The organism is Myxococcus dinghuensis, from assembly GCF_024198235.1.
GTDB classification, from domain to species: Bacteria; Myxococcota; Myxococcia; order Myxococcales; family Myxococcaceae; genus Myxococcus; species Myxococcus dinghuensis.
This window is the reverse complement of record NZ_JAKCFB010000008.1, coordinates 270422-294772: the sequence shown is the minus strand read 5'-3', so window position 1 is coordinate 294772 and position 24351 is coordinate 270422. Positions and strand designations below refer to the sequence as shown.

Here is a 24351-nt window from a genome sequence, read left to right as displayed (position 1 = left end):
GTGCCCACCGTCCGCGTGTCCTCTTCCGACCAGGCCCCCCAACTCCCCCCCGCGCCCCCCCGACCGTCCCCCGGCGCCCACATCCCGTACGTCCCTCCGTGCCCCCCCGCGTCACCTCGGAACATCTCGTCCCCCCGTCGTCGCGATGCGCCCACTGCCGAGTCTCAGCCCCCGCCTCGCCCTTCCCCTTTCAAGACGCAGGGAGACGTTTTTCTTGATGGTGTTGGCTTAAAAATGATTTCGGGGCGTTTCCCCCTCTGGGAAACGCCCCGCGAGACATGCAACCGACACCTGATTCCCGAGAGTCGTGAAACGCCGCGGCGTGTCTCAGGACTGGGTGTCTTCGACCACCCCGGTGGACTCCGCGTGGGAGTCACCCTGTTTCACGGTGAAGGCGGATGACTCGGTGGGTCCGGGCGCCCTCAGGCCGCGGTCCTTCTCCGGCGGCGGATCAGGAATCTCGTGGGCGATGCGGTCCTCTTCTGGCGGACGCGTGTTCGACTTGAGCATGTGACAGCCCCCCTCTGAACGACTGTTCGGAACGGACGCGCCGGGGCGGATGCCGCGGCGTCCACCGGAGAACGTCCTGGGTGGGAAACCTTGGCCGTCACTCGAACAGCAGGACGTGGGCGGGCCACGTCGCAGCGGGCTCCCGGGAGAGCCACGCCAGGCGCTCGTCGCGCAGGGCCTTCGAGGGCCGCTCACCGGCGCGGACGCGCTCGCGCACGGCCTCGAAGAAGCGGCCGGCGGTGTCGGGGATGTCCGTGGTGGCGGCGAACACCGTGCGCGCGCCCGCCTCGATGAAGGCCACCGGGAGGCTGACGGCTTCGTGGAGGAAGGGCGCGGAGCGCGCGGCGCCGCACGCCGCCAGCAGCACCAGCGGCGCGCCCGTCAGCCGCTGTCCACGGACCTGGGCCGCGGTGAGGGCGTACTGCCCGTCGTCCTCGGGCGCCAGCACCAGGAGCGACACGTCCGACAGCTCCGGGCTGAAGAGGCCGTGGGCGTGGATTTCGATCTCCCCCGCGTCCACCATCTCCCGCAGCACGCGCGACGGCGTCGCGGCCGCGCCCCGGAGCTCCGCGCGCAGCGGATCCGGCACCCGCGGCGACTCCAGCGGGGAGAGCTGCTCCAGCCCGAGCGAACGCGGCGCGGCCACGTCCGTCACCACGAGGTGGCGTCCCGAGGAGCCCCCCGCGCCCGTGGGCGCCGAAGACGACGTCGAGGCCAACCCCACGCGGTAGCTCCAGGCCACGTCCGCCGGCAGCAGCCCCGGCAGGCCATGGACGGGGGGCAGGGCGAGCACGTCGACATGCTCGCAGCCTCGGAGGGCCGCCACGAGCCGCTCGGGCACCAGGCCCGCGCCATGCGCGTGCAGGGGCGCGGTGCGCTGGTCGTCATAGGCCCCCGCCAGCCGGCCCTGCGCGTCGCGCACCGTCACCACCGTCCGCTCGTAGTCCGCCGCCACGGCCAGCACGCAGCGGTCGGGCACCGGCAGCCGCAGCGCCTGCCCCATCAGCGTGAGCACCTGCTCCTGCGCCGACGCGCGGCCCGCGTCCCCCACCAGCACGCCGTACGCGAAGGTGCGTGCCTTGCGCGCGTCGACGTCGTCCAGGGGCAGGCGGTCCGCCGCGTCGATGGCGCCGCGCAGCAGCTCGCGCCCCGTGGTCCGCTCGTGCTCCAGCACGAACTGCCCCTCGAGGAAGGTCAGCAGGGCGCGCTCCCCCGGCGTGCGCGGCCCACGGCGCAGCTCCGCGAGCGTGCGACGGAACACGTCCTCGTCCCGCAGCTCCGCGCCGAAGCGCGCCAGGTACGACAGCACCCAGGCCCCGGGCATGCCCAGGGAGCGACCACACCGCGACGCCTGCTCCAGCTCCCCGCGAGCCTCCACCGGCCGGAAGTCCGCCCACGCCACGGTGGCGAGGTTGCGGTGCACGTACGTTCGCTGCTCGCAGTCGTCCGGGCTGCGCGACAGCGACTCGCGCAGGTACGCGCGCGCGCTCGCGGCGCTGTGGCGGTAGCGGGCGATCTGCGCCATCTCCTGGAGGAACTGCAGCTCCAGGTTCCACTCGCCCATGTCCCGCGTCAGGCGCCACCCCGCGCGCGCCTCCTCCAACGCGTCCGCCGGGCGGTGCAGCCGCACGAACAGGTCCGCGAGCCGCCGCTTGAGCGTGGCGCAGCGGTAGCCCAGCCCACGCCCCGAGCACGTCGCCAGCGCGGCGCGCAGCCGCTGCTCGGCCTTCCACCAGCGGCCCTCGCGCTCCTCGCGGACGGACAGCTCGCGCTCGGCCAGCAACGTCAGCCACGGGTCCTCGCTCGCGCGGGCGATGCGCACGAAGTCGTCCAGGTGCGCGTCCTCCGCGGCGCGCGACACCAGCGCGCCCAGGTACAGGTCGTCCTCCCCGGAGCGCCGCAGCGTCTCCAGGAGGGCGCCTGCGTCCGGGTGTTCACCGCGCAGGAGCCGCGCGTAGTCGCGCGCCAGCGGGCCCCGTCGCCGGAAGTCCGCGCGGGCCGCGCGCTCCACGGTGTCGCGCAGCGTGGTGCCCCCCTGGACCTCGTCCAGCACCCGGGCCAGCGGCAGCAGCCGCAGCGCCGCGTCGCGCGTGGGCGCCGCCCTCACCGCGTCGTAGAAGGCCAGCCGCACCACGCCCGGAAAGCGCTTCGCCTCCTCCAACGGCAGGCGCGCGCCCTCCACCGTGCCCAAGTCCAGCGCCGCGGCGCGCGCGTCCTGGAAGGCCCGCGAGCGCAGGTTCGTCTCGCTGCGCAGCGCCTGGGCGCGCACCTTCGCCTCCTCGCTCCAGCCCGCCTCGCCCAGCTTCACCACCGCGTCGAAGGACTCCGCCGCCTGGAGCGTCAGCCCCATGTCCCTCAACACGAGCGCCCGGTTCCACAGGGCCTGCGGGTGGTCCGGGACCTGCCGCAGGACGCCCTCCAGCAGCTCCAGCGCGTCCTCCAGCCGCCCCTGCTCGAGCGCGACGACGGCCAGGTCGCAGTCCCGGTCGACCGACGCGGGCGAGCGCCGCAGGAAGTCCGACGCCTGCCGCCAGTCACCACGCACCAGGTAGGCCGCGGCGATGCCGTGCAGGTCGCCCTCCTCCTCCAGCGAGGCCAGCTCGCGCAGGGGCAGCGGGCTCGTCGCCACGGGGGACTCGCTCCCGCCGCGCATCGGCACGAAGCGCTGGTAGACGTCCGCCCGCGCGTACGCCACCCGGGCCTCGAGGCCACGCTGGGCTGACTGCGCGCCCCAGACCTCCGGCGGCGCCTCGCGCCAGCGCGGCAGCGACACGCCCAGCAGCGCCACCACCAACGCCAGCGCGCCCCCCACCGCCCACCACGCGCGCGCGGGGAGCCTCGGCCGCCAACGCAGCCACAGCCGCTCCGCGCGGGAGGGAGGCCGGGGCCATGCGGGAACGGGCCAGATCGGCTCGGAGGCCTCCGACGCCACGTCCTCGTCCAGCGGGAGCCCGTCCTGGCCCATCGCCTGGAACCCGAGCATCTCCAACTGCATGGCCTCGTGCAGGCCGGAGGCGCACAGGGCGCAGCGCGCCAGGTGGTGTCGGAAGTTCTCCTCGTCCACCGGCGGCAGCTCGCCGTCCAGGAAGAGGAACAGCTTGTTGCAGGGGGGACTCATGGATGGCCCCCGTCGCCGTCGTCGCCCTTCATCTGCGACAACAGCTCGCGCAGCTCCTTGCGGGCCTGGAACAGCCAGCTCCCCACCGTGCCCTCCGGCACGCCCATTCGCTGGGCGATGGCCCGGTAGCGCAGCCCGGAGGCGTGCAGTTCGAACGCCTCCCGCACCCGCGGGTTCGACAGCCGGGCGATGGCCTGCTTCAGGTCCTCGTCCGACACGCGCTCCCACATCTCCCCGGAGCCTCTCGCGTCCGGAGACTCCACGTCGTCGCGCACCAGACGGATGTCCCGGCGCTCCTGCTCGAGCAGCTCCGTGCGCCGGCGTCGGCACTGGTCCAGGAAATGGTTGGTGAGGGCGCGGCACAACCACGCCCGGTACACAGGCTCCGGCTGGGTGGACAACGCGGCATGGTGGACGAGCGCCCGGACGAGCGCCTCCTGAGCCAGGTCCTCGGGGTCGATGCCCCCCTGGCCACACAGACGCCGAGCCAGGGCCACCAACATCGGCCTGACGCGTTGCGCGAACTCCTCGAAGCCGTCATGTGCCACGGGGGCACTGTAGGCCACGGCGAAACACTTCACCGAGGCATTGCGATGGTCGCTCATCGACCCCTCGCCCTCCTTCCACGCCCAGTCGAAACGCGGCCCCCCGGAATCCTTGGGTCGGCGTCTGGAAACCGACGCAACCACGCCGGTTTCCGCCACTTCCACGACACGCGGTCCCGCTGCCAGGGTGGTGGGGACCCTCCCCCCATGCCTCGCCGGTCAGGGCGGGTGGTCGGTCTCGAGCCACCCGCCCCCCGGAGGATTTCAGCCACGCGGCCCGGTCGGCGGAGGGTCCCTCACGTCCGGGTTCGCCGCGTCCGGCGCGGGGGGCTCCTCGTCCCCATCCGGCACGCCGCCGTCCACCACGTCCGCGGCGGGGACCTCTTCGTCGTCGACGTCCTCCAACGGCCAGGCGGGGCCCGCCCCATCCATGCAGCTCGTCATGACCCGCATCCTCCCAGGCTCGCGTCGGCGCGGGATGCACCGGCATCGAGACCCTTCACCCATACAACGCATCAGGTTGTATTTCTTTCGAAGAACCCGTCAGGGGAGCTGCGTCAGCGCGGCGGCCGTCGTCCCCTGCTCACTCGAAGAGCAGCACGTGGGGCAGCCACGCGCGGTCCTCGGGATGCTCGCGGGCCCACTGCGCCCGCGCGTCCCGGAGCGCCCCGGAGGCCGCGGCCCCCGAGCGGACACGCTCGCGCACGTTCTCGAAGAAGGCTCCGGCGGTGTCCGGAATCTCCAGCGTGGACGCCAGCACCGCGCTCGCCCCCGCTTCGATGAAGGCCACCGGCAGGCTGTAGGACTCGTGAGGAAACGGCGCCGTCCTCGCCGCGCCGCACGTGGCCAGCAGGACGAGCGGCGCATGGGACAGGCGCGTCTGGCGCACCAGGTCCGCGGTGAGGGCATACGCGCCATCGAGTTCGGGCGAGAGCACCACCAGCGACGCGTCGGACGTGGCCGCGCTGTACAGGCCGTGCGCGTGCACTTCGATTTCGGAGGCGTCCGCCATCGACTTCAGCACCTCCGAGGGCGTGGCCGCGGCCCCCCGGAGGACGACCCGCCATGGGTCCGGCAGTCGCGGGGGCGTCAACTCCCCGAGCCTCGGCAGCCGCAGCGACGCGGGGCTCGCCACGTCGGTGACGACCAGGTGCGTCCCCGGTCCGCCGCGCGTGGGCGGCGACGTCTCCCCGCGGCCCACGCGGTAGCTCCAGGCCGTGTCGTCGGGCAGCAGGCCGGTCAACCCGTGGACGGGGGGGCGCGCCAGCACGTCCACCCGCTCGCAGCCATGGAGCACCTTGAGCAGCGACGACGGCACCAGCCCCGTCGCGGCGTCGCGCAGCGGCTCGGTGCGCAGCTCGTCGTAGTGGCCGGCCAGCTCTCCGGAGGGCCCCTTCGCCAGCACCACCGTCTGCTCGTGGTGGACGGACACCGCCAGCAGGCAGGACGCGGGAATCGGCTGGAGGCGCAGGTCCTGTCCGACGAGCACCAGCGCCTCCGGCCAGGCGCCAGCGCGTCCCGCCTCGGAGATGAGCGCGGAGTAGCCGAAGGCGCGGGCCTTGAGCGCGTCCGGGTCGCGAGGCGCGCGCTCCCCCATCGCCAGCCCCTTCCAGAGGAGCAGCGTTCCCTCCTCGCGCGACCGGCGCAGCGTGAACTGCCCCTCCATGACGAGCAGCAACGCCTCGCGCCCGGGTGTCATGCCGCCCTGGCGCAGCTCGGACAACGCGCGCCACAAGCGGCCCTCGTCCCCGGGCTCGAGGTGCCCGCGGGCCATCTCCGTCAGCACCCACGCGCCCGTCATGCCCAGGGGGCGCTCACACTCCACCGCCCGCTCCAGCCATGCGCGCGCGAGGTCGGGACGGAACGTCTGCCACGCCAGCAGCGAGAGGTTGCGGTGCACGTACGAGCGCTGCGCGCAGTCCTCCGGCATGCGCGCCAGGGACTCCTCCAGGTACGCGCGCGCGCTCGCGAAGGCGTGCTGATAGCGCGCCACGTCCGCCAGCTCCTGCAGGAACTCCTGTTCGAACTGCCACTCGCGGGCCTCCTGCGCACGCCCCCACCCGCTCCACGCCTGACGGAAGGCCTCCGCCGGGCGGTGCAGCTCCAGGTACAGGTCCGTCAACTGCCGCTCCAGGCCCAGGCACCGGTACACGAGCCCGTCCTTCTGGCAGCGCTCCACCGACGACAGGAGCCGCTCCTCGGCCTTCCACCAGCGCCCCGCCCGCTGGTCCACGAGCGCCTGCTCGCGGTCGGCGAAGACGCGGATCCACGGGTCCTCGGACGCGCCGGCCAGGCGCACCAGCGCCGCCGAATCCACCGACTGCCCCGCGCTGCTCGCGAGGATGAGCGCGCCCAGGTACAGGTCCGACTCCCCGGAGCGGCGCAGCGTCTCCAACGCGGCCCCGTCGAACGGGACGTCCTCGCGCACCAGCCTCGCGTAGAGGAGGGCCAGGGGGCCACGACGGGAGAAGTCCCGGCTGGCCACGCGCGCCACCGCGTCCTCGAGGACGTGTCCGCCGTAACGCGCGTCGAGCACCCGCGACAGCGGCGTCAGTCGCAGCGCGTCCTCGCGCGAGCGCGCCGCCCGCAGCGCGTCGTAGAAGCCCAGCCGCAAGATGCCCGGGTGCACCCGCGCCTGCTCCAATGGCAGCCGCGCGCCGTCGGCCCCCGTCAGTTCGCGCGCCGCCGCATAGGCCTCCTTCCAGGCCCGTCCCCGAGCCTGCGTGGCGTCACGCAGCACGCGCTCCGCCGCCAGGGCCTCCTCGCTCCACCCTGGCTCGCCCAGCCTCGCGACCTCGCCGAAGGCCTGGGCCGCCAGCAGCGACAGGCCCAGCTCCCGCAGGACCAGTCCCCGGTTCCACAGCGCCTGGGGATGGCGAGGGGCGCGCTCCAACACGCCAGACACCAGCGCCAACGCTTCCTCCAAGTGCGCGTTGCGCTCGTCGAGGGAGGGCGCCTGACGCGCCTGCTCCAACGCGAGGAGCGCCAGGTCGCTGTCGCGGTCGGCGGACGGCGGCAGTTGCTTCATGAAGGCCAGGGCCTGCCGGGGCGCGCCATACAGCAGGTACGCCGTGGCGATGCCGCGCAGGTCGCCGCGGGCCTCCATGCGGGAGAGCTCCTGCAGCGGCAGCGCCGCCACCGACGGACGGAGGCGGGCCGCGCTGCGCTCCGGGACAAAGGCCCGGTAGCGCGCATCCACCGGGGGATACGTCACGCGCCCCTCGAAGGCGCGCGGCCCATCCAGGTCCAGCCACGCCATGCGTCCGGCGTCCCATTGGTCCACCGCGGGCAGGAGCAGCATCAACGCCAGCACCGCCGCGAGGGTCTTCAGCCCGGACAGCACGCGCCGCCAGGCTCGGAGGGGAACCGGCGCGTCGGGGACGGCGTCGGGCGATGGGCCCTGGTGTCGGTCCGCGGCGGCCTGAGCCTGGGCCCGCGCCTCGAACTCGGGCGACAGGGACATCTGCGCCAGCATCTCGAGCTGCATGGCCTCGTGGAAGTCGCGCTCGCAGACGTAGCAGTGCAGCAGGTGCTCTCGGAAACGCGCGTGCTCGTCGGGTGAGAGCTGGTCCGCCAGGAAGCGGTGCAGCTCGTTGCATTCGAGGCTCATCGGCGCGGCCCCTCGCGTCTGCGAGCCTCCGCGGTCTCCTTGAGCAGCTCCCTCAGCAGGCGCCGGGCCTGGGTCAGCCGCGCGCCCACCGTGCCGGGCGGCTCCCCCGTCAGCTCGCTGATGCGCGCGTAGGACAGCCCCTGGAGGTACAGCTCGAACGTCGTGCGCACCTTGGGCGGCAGGTACGGCAGCACCGCCTGGAGGTCCGCGACCTCGATGTACCGCCAGAGCTCATCCTCCTCTCCGCCGTCGTCCGAGTCCTCCTGGAGGCGGAACAACGCCTGGAGGCGGTCCTCCTCGCTCCGCCTGCGACGGTACCGGTCGAGGTAGCAGTTCTTGGCGACCCGCACGAGCCAGGCCCGTTGCGACGCCTCCTGCCAGTGACGCAGCTCTCCCCACCGGAGCAGGGCTCGGAGCAGCACGTCGTGGACCAGGTCCTCGACCTCCTGTTCCGAACCACGGCAGTACTTGCCCAGCACCCGGAAGAGGGGGGGCTGGAAGTGCTGGGCGAACTGTTCGAACGCGAACTCCGGCCTGTCGGTCTCACGTCCCACCACCGTCAGCCTGGGCTTCGCGCGCATACCCCCTCCTGGTTTCCACCAGAGAACGCAGCACGTCGGCTTTCTTGCCCGAACGTCACCTCCTCCACGGTCGCTCCATCCCGCGGACGAAGGAAGTGCCCTCAGGTAGGAGGCGCGCCTTCCGGCTCAGCCACCCCGCACGCGCTCAGCCCGCGGCGGCGGCCAACGGTGAGGGCTGGCGCAGCGGCAGCGCCAACTCGAAGCGCGCGCCGCCCCACCGCTCGGAGCGCGAGGCGCGCAGGGTTCCACCATGTCGCTCGACGATGCCCCGGGCGATGGCCAGCCCCAGCCCCGTGCCGGGCCGAGGGCCCTCCCGCTTGCGCCCGGTGACGAAGGGCTGGAACAGGCGGGACAGCAGCTCGGGTGGAATCCCCGGGCCGCTGTCCTCCACGATGACCCGCAGCATCTCCCCACCTGAGGCGCAGGACACGCACAGCCTGGGCGAGGGTACGTCGCGCAGGGCCAGCAGCGCATTCTCCAGGAGGATGACGAAGACCTGGATGAGCTGTGCCTGATCGGCCTCCAGCGCCGGCGCCTCACCCTCCGGAGCCTCGAACACCACGTGCGGGGCGAGCTCCCCCAACCCCTGCCGCGCGGTGGACCAGGCCAGGGCCACCGTGGCCGAGACGTCCACGGGACGCAGCTCCAGGGGCCGGGGCCGGCCGTAGCGCAGCAGCTCGTCCACGAAGTGACTGGCCCGGGCAATCTGCTCGCGCATCGCCCCGAGCGACTCCGCGTCCACGCCCTGGCGCTCCAGCAGCTTGAGGTGGGCGCCCAACACGCCCAGCGGGTTGCGCACCTCGTGGGCCACGGCCGAGGTGAACTGGCCCAGCTCCGCGAGCCGGGCGGACTGGTCCGCGCGCGCCTCCTGCGTGGCCAGGGCCTGCGCCAGCTCGCTCCCGGTGGCGCGCCCCTTGAGAAGCCGCCGCCCCAGCCACTCCTGGAAGCCCTGGCGCACCGGCTCGAAGGCGAGCGCGGCGAGGGCCAGCAGCGCGAACGCGGCGCCCCGGTACTGCGCGAGCCACGGCTGGCCGCTGCCGTCCATGAGCGTCAGCACGCCGAAGAGGAAGCCCGCGGACAACACCGCCGCCATCGCCGAATACAGGAGGCTGCGCTCCATCAACCGCCGGTCTCCGGACGGCTGGTACGCGTCGATGACGTGGACGAGCACCAGCAGCGCGGCCAGGACCAGGTAGAGGCCCCAGGGCAGGACGTACCCGCCCGACAGGAGCAGCGCGGTGCCCGTGCCCCCCGAGTACGCCAGCGCGCCGACGATGCCCAGGCTGCGCAGCAGCGGGCGGCGCGCCGGGGACTCCGCCCGCCAGGCGCGGTACAGGTGGAACAACGGCACGCTGGTGGCGGACACCGACAGCGCCATGATGGGCCAGAACAGCGGCCCGCGCTGCATCGCGAGCGTCCCGTAGAGCGCGTCCGGGGCCACCACGCCCACGCCCGTCACCACCGCCGCCACGCCGTAGGCGAACACCACCAGCCCGTACGAGCGCTGCCGGGTGAGGTCGTACGCGGCATGGAGATAGGCGGCGGCGACGAACGCGCCACTGGCGGCGAAGCGCTCTCCGAGCCAGGCCCACGAGGGCACACACAACAGGAGCAGCGACCCGCTCCACGCGGCGGTCGCCAGACAGTAGAGCGTCAACCCGAGCGCGCCGCGGCCCCTCAGCGCGGTGGTGAAGCACAGCAACAGCGCCACGCTGACGACGGGCGCCAGGCTGTAGGCGAACAAAGGCCCCATGGACGCAGTGTGGCAGATGTCCCTAGGCTGCGCGCCCCGTCGAGTCACGAGGACGACCGACGTCACCAGGAGTCACGAGCACAGTGCGGCACTTCGCGATGGTCGCGGCCGGGGCCACCCTCTGGGGTTGCTGGTCCCTGTTCCTGAGGCCCGCGGGCCTGACGTGGTCCCAGAACGCGTTCCTGGCGCTCGTCGCCATGTCCCTGCCCGTCCCCCTGCTCGTCCGCGGGGCGGCGTGGAGGGACAGGCGGGCGACCCTGGCGCTCGTCGTCGTCGGGCTGGCGGACGCGGCCAACATCAGCCTGTTCTTCGCGGCCATGAAGCACGGCCCGGTGTCCGTGGCGGTGCTCACCCACTACCTGGCCCCGCTGGGGCTGGCGCTCGCCGCGCCGTGGGTGCTGGGCGAGCGGCGCTCGGTCCGCGCGCTGGTGGCCGCCCCGGTGACGCTGCTGGGCCTGGCGCTGCTCATCGGCCGGCCGGAGGGGACGGGCGACGCGGGCCTCACGGCGGCGCTGGGCTCGGGCAGCGCCCTGTTCTTCGGCATCATCGTCCTGGGCACGAAGGCGGCGACGCGGGCCTACTCACCGGTGGCAGTAGCCTCGCTGCACGCCCCGGTGTCGCTCGTCGCCCTGCTGTGCATCGCGGGGACGGGCGCGCTGCCTCCGGCGCTGGACGGGGCCACGCTCCAGGTGTTCGCCGGGGGGGCGGTGTGCGGCCTCGCGGGCACCTGCCTCTTCAATGCCGGGCTGCGCCATGTCCCCACCGCCTCGGCGGGCGCCCTCACCTACCTGGAGCCCCTCACCGCCTCCGTGGTGGGTTGGGCCGTCTTCTCCGAGGCGCTCACACCCGTGGGCGTGGGCGGTGGACTGCTGGTGCTGGCGGCGGGGGTCTGGGTCGCCTCCGAGCGGCGGGCCACCGCCTCCGCCGCCCCCACGCCCGCCGCCGCGCCTTGAACCCTCCCCCCAACTCCCCCCTTGCAAGGTCGGGGAATCCTTTGGTCCTCTTGGGCACCCGCAGGACTTCCCCTTTCCCTGCAGCGCCTGGCGACGCCGTATGCCCATGGAAACCGCCGCAGACAGCCGTGAGTACCGCGTCGTCTTCTTCTGTCCCGCGTCGAGCGCGAGGCTGGAGAGGCTGGAGGCCCCCGTGCGCCGGCTGCTGTCGCGCATCCAGGCGCCTCCCGCGGAGCTGACGCTCATCCAGGAGTCGGGCGCGCTGTCCGAGGCGGGGTGGCAGGTGTTCCTCGTGCGCTCGCTGACGGAGCGCTCCGCGGCGCAGGCCATGGCGGCCTACGTGAGCGAGGCCACGTGCGCGCTCGCCGCCGAGGTGGACGCGGAGGTGCTCGGCCTCTACGTCGACGTCACCGCCGATTCGGCGCGCATCTGCCGCTGCGGTCCGGAGGAGGGCCCGGAGACGTTCGCCGGCCGCCGCCAGGCCGCCCTCACCCGCACGGCGGAGTGGCTGGAGGTGGCGCCCATCCTGCTCTCCACCATCTTCCAGCTCGACCTGCCGGACGCCGACTACGAGCCGGACGCGGACGACCGCTTCGTCGAGGAGAAGCTGCGCGAGGCGCGCGCGTTGATGGAGCGCTACCGCCAGGGGAAATGAGGTCCCGGACTCCGGAGGACCTCTCGGGCCGCTGTCCTCGCTGCTTCCTGCCCACCGCCCTGTGTCTGTGCGCCGAGCTGCCCCGCATCCTCACGCGCACGGAGCTGCTCGTCATCCGGCATCACAAGGAGACGCTCAAGTCCACCAACACGGCCCGCATGGCCGCGCTGGCGCTGCCCCGCTGCCACATCGTCTCCTACGGCTCGCCGGGCCAACCCTTCGACGCGTCCGTGCTCGAGGACGACGGGGACACCTGGCTCTTGTTCCCGGACGCGCAGCAGTCACCCACCGCCGACACGGCCCCGCCCCGCCGGCTCATCGTCCTGGACGGGAGCTGGGGGCAGGCGCGCCGCATGGTGCAGCGGGTGCCCGCGCTGCGCCGGCTGCCGGGGTTGAAGCTGCCGCCCCCGCCGCCGGACACGCGACGCCTGCGCCGGCCGCCGCACCCGGACGGCATGTCCACGCTGGAGGCCATCGCGGGGGCGCTCGCGTACCTGGAGGGGGACGCGGTGGCCGAGCCGCTCTACGCCCTGCACGAGCGCATGTTCGAGCAGGTGATGGCGAGCCGGGGCCGGTAGCGCGCCCGGCCCGGCCGCGTCAGCAGGCGGAGCCTTCCTCGCAGCGCGCCTTCTTCATCTCCGTGGCGAAGGGCACCGGCGCGAGGAAGCCGGTGATGCGCGGGCGCTGGAGCACCTTGCCCGCGGGCGACACGAAGGCCACCGTCGGCAGGCCCTCCACGCCGAAGCGCTCCATCAGCGCGTCGAGCGCGTCGTCGCTGTGGGTGGCGTCCACCTTGATGGTGAGGAACTGCCCCTCCGACGACTGGGAGATGACCTCCTGCGCCGGGTACGTCTCCCGGTCCAGCTCCTTGCAGGCCGCGCACCAGTCCGCGAAGAAGTCGATGAGCACGGGGCGGCCCTCCGACCGGGCCTGGGCGAGCACCTGCTCGAACTCGTCCGAGGAGAACGTGGCCTTCTTCTGCGGCATGACGTGGTGCCACCGCCACGAGGGAGCCTGGGGCGGCTCGGCCACGCCCAGGCGGACCCAGAGCGCGCCCACCGGGCCCGCGTCCAGCGCGCCGCCGCGCAGCACCAGGGCCACCACCACCAGCGTCACGCCCAGCGCCTTGAACGCGAAGTCGCGCGAGCCTTCCTTGAAGGAGCGGTGCACCGCGCCCACCAGCACGCCCACCAGGGCGAGCACGCCCGCGACCAGCGCGCCCGGCATCCGGCCCAGCTGCGCGCCCAGCCCCTTCACCACGTCGCGCGCCCAGGGCGAGGCGTCCTTCAGGTAGGACAGGGCCAGCGCGACGAGCATGATGCCCAGCACGCTCTTCACCCACTCCATCCACACGCCGCCGCGCGGCAGGCGCACCGTGGACACGCCCAGCACGAAGAAGGGCACGCCGATGCCCAGCGCGTAGATGAACAGCAGCGTCGCGCCCAGGGTGGTGTTCGCCGTCTTCGCCACGAAGGCGAGCAGGCCCGTGAGCACCGGCCCCGTGCAGGGCGCGGCCAGGAACCCCGACACGCTGCCCATCAGGAACGCGCCCGCCACACCCGCGCCGCCCACCGACGTCAGCCGCGTCTGCAGCCGCTCCGGCAGCGCGAGCTCGAACGCGCCGAACATGGACGAGGCCAGCAGGAGCAGGAACACCGCCAGCCCCGTCACCACCGCCGGGTGGCCCAGGAGCGCGCCGAAGGCCTGCCCCGTCTTCGCCGCGAGGATGCCCAGCGCGCTGAACACCACGCCCATGCCCACGATGTAGGACGCGGTGAGCAGCAGCGCCTTGCCCCGGCTCTCCGCCTTGCGGGCGCCGAACACCGACACGGTGATGGGGATGAGCGGGTAGACGCAGGGCGTCAGCGCGGTGAGCAGGCCGCCGGCGAAGACGACGGCCGCGCCGATGGCCAGGCTGCCGGACTCGAGGAAACGCGCCGCGTCGAGGTTCGCGTTGGGCCCGGTGGGCAGCAGCCACGGCACCACGGCCACCGCCACACCGGCCAGTACGGCCATCGCTCCCAGCTTCCTGGCATTCATGCGCGTCGCTCCGTCCTTCCCAGCACAGGCCCGCCTTGTATACGCAGGCCCCGGGCGACGGGCTACTGCGCGTTGGTGCCGAGCGAGGAGGCGGGCACCTTCAACCCGGCTGAACGCGCCAGGCCCATGACACCTTCCACCGCCGCCGCGATGTAACCGAAGGGATTGGCGCCATCCACCGCCGTGACGTGAACCTCGCCCATCTTCTGCTGGAAGGCCGCGGCCACCTGGGGCAACTGCTGCGCCAGCGTCATCTGGATGACCTCCGGACTGATGGTGTTCTCGATGTCACGCAGCGCCCGGGCCCGCGCCAGCTCCAGCTCCTGGCGGGCGTTCTCCCGGCGCACCTCCAGCTCCGCGATGGACACCTCCGCCTCCGCGATGGCGCGCTGGGACTGCACCACCTGGAGCCGCGCCTTGAGCTTCTCCACCTCCTGGAGCTGCTCGGCGAGCGTGCCCTCGTGCCGGGCGGCGGTCTGCTCCTGCTCGCGACGCAGCCGCTCCAGCTCCAGTTGCGCGCGGGCGTCCTCCTGCGCCTCCTCGCGGCGCAGTTGCTCCAGGGCGATGCGCGCGCGGGCCTCCTCCGCCGCCTGCTCGCGCTGCAGGCGCACCAGCTCGTACTGGGCCTGAGCGGCCTCCGCGTCCTGGACCAGCCGCTGCTTCTCCAGCTCCAGCTCCGCGCGCGCGGCCTCCGCGTCCTGCTCGCGCCTGGACTTCTCCAGGCCCATGCGCGCCCGCGCCGTCTCCGTCTCCTGCTCGCGCTGGAGCTTCTCCATGTCCGCCTGCGCGCGGCTCGTGGCCAGCGCGCGCTCGGAGACGAGCTTCGCCTCGGACAGGCGCGCCTCCGCGGCCAGCGCCTCCAGCTTGGCCTGTTCGTCCGAGGCCAGCTTCTTCTGGCGGACCTCCTGCTCCGCGGCGAGCTTGGCGAGCGCCACCTCGCGCTCCACGGACGCCTGCTCCTGCTTGAGCGTGCGCTCCTGGGCCAGCTTCGCCTCGGCCACGCGCGCGTCCACCGCCAGCGTCTCCAGCCGGGCCTGCTCCTCGGCCGTCTGCCGGCGCTGGCGCACCTCGTCCTCGGCCTCCAGGCGCTGGAGGTTGAGCTGCCGCTCCGCCTCCGTCTCCTCGCGGTGGACGAAGCGCTCCTTGGCCAGCTCCGCCTCGCGCGCTTGGCGCTCCTGCTCGCGGCGGAAGCGCGCCTGCATGTTCTCGAAGACGGTGGACGACAGGACGCGCACGTCCTGGATTTCGATGGTGTCCAGCAGCACGCCCCAGCCCGCGTCGGTCGGGTCCTGTACCCGGCCGTGTCCGGACAGCACCGGGGCGATCTCCCGCATCAGCTCCGCGGCGATGCCCTCCTTGCGCCGCGACAGGCACTCCTCCACGGACAGGTTCGCCACCAGCCGCCGGGCGGCGCCCACGAACATCTCCCGCAGCAGCTCCGCCAGCTTCTCCTGCGCCCGCTCCGGGAAGGAGAAGTTGAGCATCCGGAACGCCACCAGCGGGTCGGCGATGCGGTACACCGCGAGGCCCGTCACCTGCACGCCCACCTTCTCGCTCGTCACCTGGTCCGCGGTGAACTGGAGCCGCTGGATGCTGGTGGGGACGATGGCCACCGAGTCGCCCGGCCACTTGAAGCAACTGGCGCCCTGGCCGCTCACGTCGCGCACCCGCCCCCGGCGCATGTGGACCAGGAACTCGCTGGGCCGCGCGGTGATGAGCCCCCAGCGCTTCATCTTCTCCGGGTCCTCCGCCGGCTTGCCCGCACGCCACCCTTCCGCGTACCGGGGGCGCTCCAGCCCGCCCTCCATCCGCACCAGCGGCGTGCGCCCGCCGCCCTCCCCGGACTCCGACTGCTCCTTCGACCTGGCCGTCTGCTTCGCGTTCGCGCTCATGCCTGCCTCCTCGTCGCGCGGTTCCGCTGTGCAGCCCCCCGGCCAGGAGGGCCCCCTCAACGATTCCAGGCCCTTGGCCCCACACGCCGCCCCATTCCGGAGCACCCCGCCCCGCCTTGGCCCACCCCGGGCGATCCATCCCGGCGCACCGGCCCACCCCCCTGGACACCCCTACCGGTGCCCTCCCGACACGTCTGGCGTGCTCCTTATGTTCGCTTGACCCAAGGGCACCCGATTTTATAATTGACCAGTCCGGTCCACATTCATGTGCGACCGTGTAGGCCCCTCGCGGAGCGCCCACCGTTGGCGCCGGGGAGCGGGGGCGCAGGACGCCCCCTTCAGGAAGGTGTGGGAAGCAATGGTGAAGCTGCCGATCTACATGGACAACCACGCCACCACGCCGCTGGACCCGCGCGTGCTGGAGGTGATGCTCCCCTACCTCCGCGAGGACTTCGGCAACGCGTCCAGTCGCAACCACGTCTTCGGGTGGAAGGCGGAGGCGGCGGTGAAGAAGGCGCGGGCCCAGGTGGCGGCGCTCATCGGCGCGTCGGACCAGGAGATCGTCTTCACGTCGGGCGCCACGGAGTCCGACAACCTCGCCATCAAGGGCGTGGTCGAGTACTACAAGTCGAAGGGTGACCACATCATCACCCTCAAGACGGAGCACAAGGCAGTCCTGGACACCTGCAAGCGCCTGGAGCGCGTGCGCCAGGAGCGGCTGGACGAGCTGAAGCTGCTGCGCCTGTCGCAGTTGGCCGAGCGCGACGTCTCCCCGGAGGAGGTCGCGGAGCTGGCGGTGAAGCACGACCTGGAGAACGACGCGACCTACCGCAAGTGGGCGGAGATGCCCACCGGGGGCGCGCGCGTCACCTACCTGGACGTGGAGCAGGACGGGCGGGTGAACCTGGAGAAGCTCGAGGAGGCGATGACACCCAAGACGGTGCTCGTCTCCATCATGTTCGTGAACAACGAGATCGGCGTGGTGCAGCCCATCGCCCAGATTGGCGAGCTGTGCCGCAAGAAGGGCATCCTCTTCCACTGCGACGCGGTGCAGGGCATCGGCAAGGTGCCCTTCGACGTGGAGGCCATGAAGGTGGACCTGGCCTCCATCACCTCGCACAAGATGTACGGCCCCAAGGGCATCGGCGCGCTGTACGTGCGCCGCAAGCCGCGCGTGCGCATCGCCCCCATCATCGACGGCGGCGGCCACGAGCGCGGCATGCGCTCCGGCACGCTGAACGTGGCGGCCATCGTCGGCTTCGGCCACGCGGCGGAGCTGGCCCGGCTGGAGCTGGCGGACGAGGCGGCGCGCATCCTCCGGCTGCGGGAGAAGCTGCGCAAGGGCCTGACGGACGCGCTGGACATGACGGTCCTCAACGGCTCGCTGGAGCACCGCCTGCCGGGCAACCTCAACATCTCCTTCGCCCACGCCGAGGGCGAGTCCCTGATGATGGGCATCAAGGACGTGGCGGTGTCCTCCGGGTCCGCGTGCACCTCCGCGTCCCTGGAGCCCTCCTACGTGCTGCGCGCGCTGGGCGTGGACGAGGAGCTGGCGCACAGCTCCATCCGCTTCGGCCTGGGCCGCTTCACCACGGACGAGGAGGTCGACTACGTGGTGAAGCTCGTGGTGGACAAGGTGCGCAAGCTGCGCGACATGAGCCCGCTCTACGAGATGGCCAAGGAAGGCATCGACCTCAAGAGCATCGAGTGGACGGCGCATTAGCGCGCCTTCCCGAGCGGACAGCGGGGCGCAGGCCCCCTCGACCGGTGGACGTTGCCCGGCGGAACCTTTGGTGAGAAGCATCCGTTGAAGGAGTTGGCATGGCTTACAGCGACAAGGTCATCGACCACTACGAGAACCCCCGCAACGTCGGGTCGATGGACAAGGAAGACCCCAACGTGGGCACCGGCCTGGTGGGCGCGCCCGCGTGTGGCGACGTGATGCGCCTGCAGCTCAAGATCTCCGACGACGGCCTCATCGAGGACGCGCGGTTCAAGACGTTCGGCTGCGGCTCCGCCATCGCCTCGTCCTCGCTCGTCACCGAGTGGGTGAAGGGCAAGACGGTCGACCAGGCGATGACCATCTCCAACAAGGACGTGGCCCGCGAGCTGGCGCTGCCGCCGGTGAAGATCCACTGCTCGGTCCTCGCCGAGGACGCCATCAAGGCGGCCATCGAGGACTTCAAGAAGAAGCGCGCCGCGCGCCAGGCCAAGGCGTCCTGACGCCCGCGCGCCCGCACCCCTGAAGGAGGCATCCCATGAGCGAACAGGCGACCCAGCAGACGACGCAGACCCCGGTGCCTGCCCCCACGCCCGTGGCGAAGCCCGCCCCCAAGGGCATCGTCCTGGCGGACAGCGCGGTGGCCCGGCTGAAGGAGCTGCTCGAGCAGCGCCAGACGCCGGAGGCCGGCCTGCGCCTGGCCGTCAAGGGCGGCGGGTGCTCGGGCCTCCAGTACTCCATGGAGTGGTCGGAGAAGGCCCGCGAGCGCGACAAGATCTTCGAGAAGGACGGCGTGCGCGTCTTCGTGGACCCGAAGAGCTACCTGTACCTCATCGGCACGGAGCTGGTGTTCGAGCAGACGCTGATGGCGTCCGGCTTCAAGCTGAACAACCCCAACATCAAGGCCGCCTGCGGCTGCGGAGAGAGCTTCTCCGTCTGACGTGACGACAGGCCGCGCTCCACCCCGCCCCGGGTGGAGCCATCACTCCGGGGCCCGGCCATCCGCGCCGGGCCTTTTTTCGTTTCGCCCCTGCGAGGAGACCCCCTGGTGAGGACCCACTTCGACGTCTTCGGACTGGCCCGCGCCTATGACGTGGACGTCCCGGCCCTGGAGAAGCAGTACCGGGAGCTGTCGCTCCAGCACCACCCGGACCGGGTGGCCCCGGGCGACGCGAAGGAGCGGCTCAAGGCCCTGGAGGGCACCACCGCCCTCAACGAGGCCTTCAAGACGCTGAAGGACCCGGTGCGCCGCGCCTTCTACCTCCTGAAGCTGCACGGGGTGGACCTGGAGCGCGAGGACGCCGGGGCGCAGAAGGACATGCCCCTGGAGTTCCTGGAGGAGGTCATGGAGCTGCGCGAGGCGCTCGACGCCGCCATGGCGAAGAAGGACCTGGCGCGCGCCCAGGCCATGGGCACCCAGGTGGGCACCCAGCGCAAGGCGGCGCTCGACGAGGCGGCTGGCGCCCTGCGCCACCTGGAGGCTGCGGGCACGCCCGGCGAGGAAGCGGCGGCCCAGGTGAGAAAGGCATCGCATGCCCTGGGGCGGGTGCGCTACTTCACGCGCTTCCTCGAACAGGTGGACGCGTTCGAGGAGGAGAGTCTGTCGTGAGCAAGAACGGCTACCTGCAGATCCACGACCCGCTGAAGCCCAAGGGGCACGCGGTGGGCATCGACCTGGGCACCACCAACTCGCTCGTCGCGGCGGTGAGCCAGGGCAAGCCCCGCTGCGTCCCCGTGGACGACGGCGACGCGCTGCTGCTCCCCTCCGTGGTGCACTACGGGAAGGACGGCGGCGTGGTGGTGGGCGCGCGGGCCCGGCCCCTGGCCGCCGCGCACCCCACCGACACCATCGCCTCCGTGAAGCGCTTCATGGGCCGCAGCCCGGACGACGCGGAGACGCGCAAGCTGGGTCACTACGACTTCGTGCCCGGCGGCAAGGTGGTGCGCTTCAACGTCGCGGGCGGCAACCCGGTGACGCCCATCGAGGTGTCGGGTGAAATCCTGCGCGCCCTCAAGCGCCGCGCGGAGGCCCACTTCTCCGGCAAGGTGGAGCAGGCCGTCATCACCGTGCCCGCCTACTTCGACGACGCCCAGCGCCAGGCCACCAAGGACGCGGGCCGGCTCGCCGGCCTGGAGGTGCTGCGGCTGCTCAACGAGCCCACCGCCGCGGCGCTCGCCTACGGCCTGGACAAGGGCAGCCAGGGCACCTTCGCCGTCTACGACCTGGGCGGCGGCACCTTCGACATCTCCATCCTCAAGCTGGTGGACGGCGTCTTCGAGGTGAAGTCCACCGGCGGCGACTCCGCGCTGGGCGGCGACGACTTCGACCGCGCCATCGCCCAGCGGGTGCTGGAGGCGCTGGGCGAGACGTCCCCCGCCCCGTCCCTCGTCGCGGAGGTGCTGGCCGCCTCGCGCAAGGCCAAGGAGGCCCTCACCGACGCGCCGGAGGTCTCCCTCCGTGCGGGAGGCCGGGAGCACCCGGTGAAGCGCTCGGACTTCGACGCGTGGATCCAACCGCTGGTCCAGAAGACGGGCCTCGTCTGCCGCCGGGCGATGAAGGACGCGGGCGTGGCGGCCGGGGAGCTGGACGGCGTCATCCTCGTGGGCGGCGCCACGCGCGTGCCGGCCGTGCGCCGGTACGTGGCGGAGCTGTTCGGCCGCGAGCCCCTGGGCGACATCGACCCGGACCAGGTGGTGGCGCTGGGCGCCGCGGTGCAGGCGGACCTGCTCACCAACGCGGACCGGCAGGACGAGGTGCTGCTGCTCGACGTGATTCCGCTGTCGCTCGGACTGGAGACGATGGGCGGCATCACCGAGAAGCTCATCCAGCGCAACTCCACCATCCCCACCGCCGCGGCCCAGGTCTTCACGACGTTCAAGGACGGGCAGACGGGCCTGGACGTGCACGTGGTGCAGGGCGAGCGCGAGCTGGTCGACGACAACCGCAGCCTGGCGCGCTTCACCCTCTCCGGGATTCCGCCGCTGGCCGCGGGCATGGCCCGGGTGGAGGTGCGCTTCCAGGTGGACGCGGACGGCATCCTCTCCGTCTCCGCGAAGGAGCAGTCCACCGGCGCCACGCAGTCCATCACCGTCAAGCCCAGCCACGGCCTCACGGAGGAGGAGATCGAGCGGATGCTGCTCGACTCCATCGACTACGCCGAGGACGACATCCAGGCCCGCCAGGTGCGCGAGCAGCGCGTGGACGCCGAGCGCGTGCTCGCCGAGGCGGACCGCCAGTTGCGTGAGCACGGCGCCCTGCTCCAGGCCGGCGAGAAGGAGACCATCGACGCGGCCATGGCCCGCGTGCGCGAGGTGGCCCAGGGGCAGGACCACCTGAAGATGAAGGAGATGCTCCACGCGCTGGACGAGGCCTCCCGGCCCTTCATCGAGCGGGTCATGAACCAGGCCATCACCCAGGTGGTCGCCGGACACTCGGTGGAGGAGTACTGACGTGCCCAAGGTCACCTTCAAGAGCCCGCTGGCCGAGGTCGGCGTGGACGTGCCGACCGGGACGACGCTGCTGGACGCGGCCGAACAGTGTGGCGCCCAGGTGGGCCACAGTTGTGGCGGCGTCTGCGGCTGCTCCACCTGTCACATCTGGGTCCGCAAGGGGCTCGACTCGCTCAGTGAGCAGACGGACGCGGAGGCGGACCGTCTGGACATGGGGTTCGACGTGCGCCCGTACTCCCGGTTGAGCTGCCAGACGGAGCTGGGCGCCGAGGACATCGCCGTCGAAATCACCGAGGAGTCCCTCACGGCCTTCATGGACGAGAACCCGGTCATCCGCCGGGCGCTCGAGGCCGAGGGGAAATGGCCGCTGAAGAAGTGAGGTTGTTACGTAGTTCTTGACGGCGCGGGGCAGTACACCTATATGTCCCGCCCATCGCAGCGCCGCACAGCGCGGCTCCGCGATGCACCGCCTGCCCAGGTGGTGGAATTGGTAGACACACTAGATTCAGGGTCTAGCGCCTGCAAGGGCATGGAGGTTCGAGTCCTCTCCTGGGCACAGTGAGAAGGGGTCCCGGTTTCAAACCGGGGCCCCTTTTCTCTTTTCAGGGGTCGGACTCACGGCGGTGCGGGTTCCACGGACTCGTGCGCCACGTGGTGCGCCGCCTCGCGCGCCAGGCTTCCGCCCTTGCGCAGGTCGCGGATCCGGATCTTCCGGACGTGGACGGAGATGGCCCCCACTCCGGCCTGGCTGAGCACCGTGCCCAGGTGGGTCAGCGTGGCGAAGGCCGCGGCGTCCTCCGGGCTGGCTCCCAGGCCGCGGGCCGCCCAGCTCGTCACGAAGTAATAGAGCCCCATACCCGCCGGGACGCCCGGCAGCGCCTGCCCCAGGGAGATGGCGCCCAGGACGACGGCCCCCGCGAACAGCCCCCCGCTGATGCCGATGCCGTGCAGCGCCAGCCCGTAGGCCAGCGCGGACGCCAGCACCGGCCCCACGGAGAAGACGAACACCCGGGCCATGCCCCGCGTGGAGCGCGCGGTGCCCAGCCCGTCGCTGACGTGGTGGAGGAAGGCCTCCACCCGGGGCAGCCGGTGGCGCTGGTGCAGCGACTCCGCCAGGGGCGTGGACCAGTGGGCGAGGAGCACCACCAGCGCCACCAGCCCCACGCACAGCGACACGGCCACCTTCAACTGTCCCTCGAAGCGCGTCAGCGTGGCGCCGAAGGGCCCCAGGAGCGACACGGAGACGAGCAGCATCAGCGCGGCGAACTCCATCAACTTGCACACCGCCACCGTGCCCAGGCAGCGCAGGAAGGGGATGCGCTCGGTGCGGGACAGGAGGAAGGAGCGGAGGATGTCGCCCAGCTTGCCGGGCAGCGCGTTGTGGACGAAGGCGCCGATGGCCACCAGGTGGTAGCGCTCCCGGAACGGCACGCGGCGACGCAACGTGCTCTGCCACTGCACGGCGCGCAGGGGGATGATGGACGCCTGCAGCAGGACGAAGGGCAGGAGCCAGAGCAGGTGGCCGGGCAGCTCCCGGACGAACGCTCCCAGGGGGAAGCGCGGCTGGAGCAGCGGCCCTGGCGCCTTCAGGTTCCACCGGAAGAAGGCCGTGGACAGCAGGACGACGGACACGACGAGGCCCACCACGGCCAGCAGCACCCGGCCCAGCGCGGCGCCTCGGGGAGACGGCTCCGGTCCGGCTTCGCTCACGGCACCCACCGCAGCCGGGGCGCCGGCGCCAGATACGCCTCCGCGAGTCGCTCGTGGAGTTGCGCGGCGTGGCCCAGGCCGGACAAATCCAACGGCGCGTCCGCGGGCCAGCACACCAGGCTCTGCGCCTCCGTGCGTGTCACCCCACCGTGCGAGCCGAACTCCCAGGCGAAGCCCACCGTGCCGCCTCGGCGCACCGCCGCTCCGAAGAGGATCAGGTCCCCCGCCGTCGTCATGGACGGCAGGCCCCGCAGCAGGTCCGCCACCGCGCGGCGGCTGAACTCGGAGGACAGCGGCGCGCGCTCCAGCTCGTCCGGTCCATACACGCCCCCCTGGATGATGGCCGCCGCCGAGCCGCCCCGCCGCAGCGCGACGATGCCGAGGTCAGGCTCCCGCGTCGCGCGCCCCAGCACCTCGGGGTGACGGGCGAGCAGCGCGCGGGCCTCCGACGGCTCCCGCGCCCCCGTGAGATAGAGGTGCGCGAAGTTGCCGCACTCGGAGATGACGGGCGTGAAGGGCGCGCGGGGCGAGGTGTCCGGCGACGGTGGCGCGCGGCCGTTGCACAGCCCCCGCACGACGTCGTCGGAGGGCCCCGCGGAGGCGCCCTCCAGCAACAGCGACGCCAGGCGCCGCCCCTGGCGCTGCTCCAGGGGGAGGCTGTCGACATGGCCGTGGTCGGAGAAGAACACGACGTCGTAGGGGCGCTGCACGGAGCGCGCGACGGCATACAGCTCCGCGAGGTGCGCATCCACGCGGTGCAGCTCCGCGAGCGCGAGGGGCGAACGTGGCCCCCGGCGATGGGCCACCTCGTCGTAGTTGCCGTAGACGAGGTAGATGACGGGCACGCCGCGCACCATGTCCACCACGGCCTTGGTGTGCGCGAAGCTCCAGCCGAGCCGTTGGAGCAACAGGCGACTGACGAGGAAGGCCGGCTCGTGCCGCCAGTCGTGGAGCGCGCGCGACCACTGGATGACCTCGCGGGTCGCGTTCCAGGTGTCCGAGCCGAACGAGCGCAGGAAGCGCCAGACGCCGCGCGTGCCCGCCGCCGTCAGCCCCATCATCTCGTACGAGAAGGCGCGGGCCATCTGTTGGAAGCTGGCCAGCGTGCTCATGCTCAGCGCGTTGTCCGCGCCCGCACGGAACAGGGAGAAGTAGCCGTGACCGCCCCCGTCGAGCAGGCTCTCCCGGCCCGCCCCCCGCAGGCGTTGGTCGATTTCCTGGGCGTCCGCGGGGTTGCTCATCCGCACCTTCCGTCCCAGCTCGCGATCGAACCACGCATAGGCGGGAAGGTTCGATTCCCTCAGGCCATAGAGCAGTCCCGCCTGGAAGTACGGCGTGGACGTGGGCGCGCCCCAGAACGCGTCATCCAGATGAAACATCCCGGAGCGGATGAGTCGTGAGACGAACGGCATCCGCCCGCTGACAATCGCCTCGTCCAGGAGGGCCTTGGATACTCCATCCAGGTGGACCATCAGGAGGTTCCGGCGCCGATTTACCGCCGCGGGCGGAACTTTCGGCCCGATTCGCCGGATGGCGCCATGGGCCCACATCATCAAAGCTGGAGTCATGGCTCCACTCACGTTGACGGCTCCCCTCCCCCGGCAGCCAAAATGAGCACTTGGGGGGACGGCCGCCTTCAGTCGAGGGCAGCCCTCCTGGAATGCAGGCGGGCAGGTAGCGCCGTCCTTCTGTCGGGATGGTTCCGACACAGTGAGGCGTCACCACGGTCCCCATGCATCTTCCCGCTGCTCTCCTGCTCGCCACCCTGAGTGCCTCGCCGGTGCAGCCCTCGCACCGTCCCGCGCCCGGGCTGG

At 72.3% G+C, this 24351-nt stretch carries 20 protein-coding genes and 1 tRNA gene; 10 read left to right on the top strand and 11 right to left on the bottom strand.

Going from position 1 to position 24351, the window contains the following annotated elements:
• Nucleotides 1-327: 327 nt before the first annotated feature.
• The 7 genes from LZ198_RS14640 to LZ198_RS14610 all read right to left on the bottom strand — a co-directional run bounded on the left by LZ198_RS14640 (nucleotide 328) and on the right by LZ198_RS14610 (nucleotide 10117).
• Nucleotides 328-510, bottom strand: coding sequence for a hypothetical protein (locus LZ198_RS14640; protein ID WP_253972565.1), 183 nt, complete (start codon nucleotides 508-510; stop codon nucleotides 328-330).
• A gap of 97 nt (nucleotides 511-607) precedes the next feature.
• Nucleotides 608-3628, bottom strand: a complete 3021-nt coding sequence (locus LZ198_RS14635) for a CHAT domain-containing protein (RefSeq protein ID WP_253972564.1) — start codon at nucleotides 3626-3628, stop codon at nucleotides 608-610.
• Nucleotides 3625-4233, bottom strand: a complete 609-nt coding sequence (locus tag LZ198_RS14630) for an RNA polymerase sigma factor (RefSeq protein ID WP_253972563.1) — start codon at nucleotides 4231-4233, stop codon at nucleotides 3625-3627. The genes LZ198_RS14635 and LZ198_RS14630 overlap by 4 nt, the downstream gene beginning before the upstream one ends.
• A gap of 204 nt (nucleotides 4234-4437) precedes the next feature.
• Nucleotides 4438-4617, bottom strand: coding sequence for a hypothetical protein (locus LZ198_RS14625; protein ID WP_253972562.1), 180 nt, complete (start codon nucleotides 4615-4617; stop codon nucleotides 4438-4440).
• 139 nt (nucleotides 4618-4756) lie between these two features.
• A complete protein-coding gene (locus LZ198_RS14620; protein WP_253972561.1) occupies nucleotides 4757-7783 on the bottom strand; it encodes a CHAT domain-containing protein in 3027 nt (1008 codons plus the stop codon).
• The gene (locus tag LZ198_RS14615; RefSeq protein WP_253972560.1) at nucleotides 7780-8364 is read right to left on the bottom strand and encodes an RNA polymerase sigma factor; all 585 of its coding nucleotides are present in this window, start codon (nucleotides 8362-8364) and stop codon (nucleotides 7780-7782) included. The genes LZ198_RS14620 and LZ198_RS14615 overlap by 4 nt, the downstream gene beginning before the upstream one ends.
• A 145-nt stretch (nucleotides 8365-8509) precedes the next feature.
• Entirely contained in the window at nucleotides 8510-10117 is a 1608-nt protein-coding gene (locus tag LZ198_RS14610) for a sensor histidine kinase (protein WP_253972559.1), read from the bottom strand.
• 83 nt (nucleotides 10118-10200) lie between these two features.
• On the opposite strand from LZ198_RS14610, the gene LZ198_RS14605 reads away from it, so the two are divergent.
• The 3 genes from LZ198_RS14605 (at nucleotide 10201) to LZ198_RS14595 (ending at nucleotide 12303) form a co-directional block, all read left to right on the top strand.
• The gene (locus LZ198_RS14605; protein WP_253972558.1) at nucleotides 10201-11070 is read left to right on the top strand and encodes a DMT family transporter; all 870 of its coding nucleotides are present in this window, start codon (nucleotides 10201-10203) and stop codon (nucleotides 11068-11070) included.
• A 106-nt stretch (nucleotides 11071-11176) separates the two neighbouring features.
• Nucleotides 11177-11725, top strand: a complete 549-nt coding sequence (locus LZ198_RS14600; RefSeq protein WP_253972557.1) for a hypothetical protein — start codon at nucleotides 11177-11179, stop codon at nucleotides 11723-11725.
• Nucleotides 11722-12303, top strand: a complete 582-nt coding sequence (locus LZ198_RS14595) for a tRNA-uridine aminocarboxypropyltransferase (protein ID WP_253972556.1) — start codon at nucleotides 11722-11724, stop codon at nucleotides 12301-12303. Before LZ198_RS14600 ends, LZ198_RS14595 begins: the two co-directional genes overlap by 4 nt.
• 19 nt (nucleotides 12304-12322) lie before the next feature.
• On the opposite strand, the gene LZ198_RS14590 is transcribed toward LZ198_RS14595, so the two are convergent.
• Nucleotides 12323-13765, bottom strand: a complete 1443-nt coding sequence (locus LZ198_RS14590) for a protein-disulfide reductase DsbD family protein (RefSeq protein ID WP_253972555.1) — start codon at nucleotides 13763-13765, stop codon at nucleotides 12323-12325.
• A gap of 62 nt (nucleotides 13766-13827) precedes the next feature.
• Entirely contained in the window at nucleotides 13828-15657 is a 1830-nt protein-coding gene (locus tag LZ198_RS14585; protein WP_253972554.1) for an SPFH domain-containing protein, read from the bottom strand.
• Nucleotides 15658-16018: 361 nt separating this feature from the next.
• Between LZ198_RS14585 and LZ198_RS14580 the strand changes: the two genes are divergently transcribed.
• The 7 genes from LZ198_RS14580 to LZ198_RS14550 all read left to right on the top strand — a co-directional run bounded on the left by LZ198_RS14580 (nucleotide 16019) and on the right by LZ198_RS14550 (nucleotide 21383).
• Nucleotides 16019-17380, top strand: coding sequence for an IscS subfamily cysteine desulfurase (locus LZ198_RS14580; protein ID WP_253972577.1), 1362 nt, complete (start codon nucleotides 16019-16021; stop codon nucleotides 17378-17380).
• A 98-nt stretch (nucleotides 17381-17478) separates the two neighbouring features.
• A complete protein-coding gene (gene iscU, locus LZ198_RS14575) occupies nucleotides 17479-17880 on the top strand; it encodes a Fe-S cluster assembly scaffold IscU (RefSeq protein WP_234065097.1) in 402 nt (133 codons plus the stop codon).
• A gap of 35 nt (nucleotides 17881-17915) precedes the next feature.
• Nucleotides 17916-18317, top strand: coding sequence for a HesB/IscA family protein (locus tag LZ198_RS14570; protein ID WP_253972553.1), 402 nt, complete (start codon nucleotides 17916-17918; stop codon nucleotides 18315-18317).
• A gap of 108 nt (nucleotides 18318-18425) precedes the next feature.
• Nucleotides 18426-18986, top strand: coding sequence for a Fe-S protein assembly co-chaperone HscB (gene hscB / locus LZ198_RS14565; RefSeq protein WP_253972552.1), 561 nt, complete (start codon nucleotides 18426-18428; stop codon nucleotides 18984-18986).
• Nucleotides 18983-20827, top strand: a complete 1845-nt coding sequence (gene hscA / locus LZ198_RS14560) for a Fe-S protein assembly chaperone HscA (RefSeq protein ID WP_253972551.1) — start codon at nucleotides 18983-18985, stop codon at nucleotides 20825-20827. Before hscB ends, hscA begins: the two co-directional genes overlap by 4 nt.
• A gap of 1 nt (nucleotide 20828) precedes the next feature.
• A complete protein-coding gene (locus LZ198_RS14555) occupies nucleotides 20829-21206 on the top strand; it encodes a 2Fe-2S iron-sulfur cluster-binding protein (protein WP_253972550.1) in 378 nt (125 codons plus the stop codon).
• Nucleotides 21207-21299: 93 nt separating this feature from the next.
• A tRNA-Leu gene (locus tag LZ198_RS14550) sits at nucleotides 21300-21383 on the top strand.
• A gap of 59 nt (nucleotides 21384-21442) precedes the next feature.
• Here LZ198_RS14550 and LZ198_RS14545 read toward each other — a convergent pair.
• Together LZ198_RS14545 and LZ198_RS14540 are read right to left on the bottom strand one after the other, a co-directional pair.
• Nucleotides 21443-22495, bottom strand: a complete 1053-nt coding sequence (locus LZ198_RS14545) for a lysylphosphatidylglycerol synthase transmembrane domain-containing protein (RefSeq protein ID WP_256559577.1) — start codon at nucleotides 22493-22495, stop codon at nucleotides 21443-21445.
• 38 nt (nucleotides 22496-22533) lie between these two features.
• Nucleotides 22534-24009, bottom strand: a complete 1476-nt coding sequence (locus tag LZ198_RS14540) for an alkaline phosphatase family protein (RefSeq protein WP_253972548.1) — start codon at nucleotides 24007-24009, stop codon at nucleotides 22534-22536.
• Nucleotides 24010-24351: the final 342 nt, after the last annotated feature.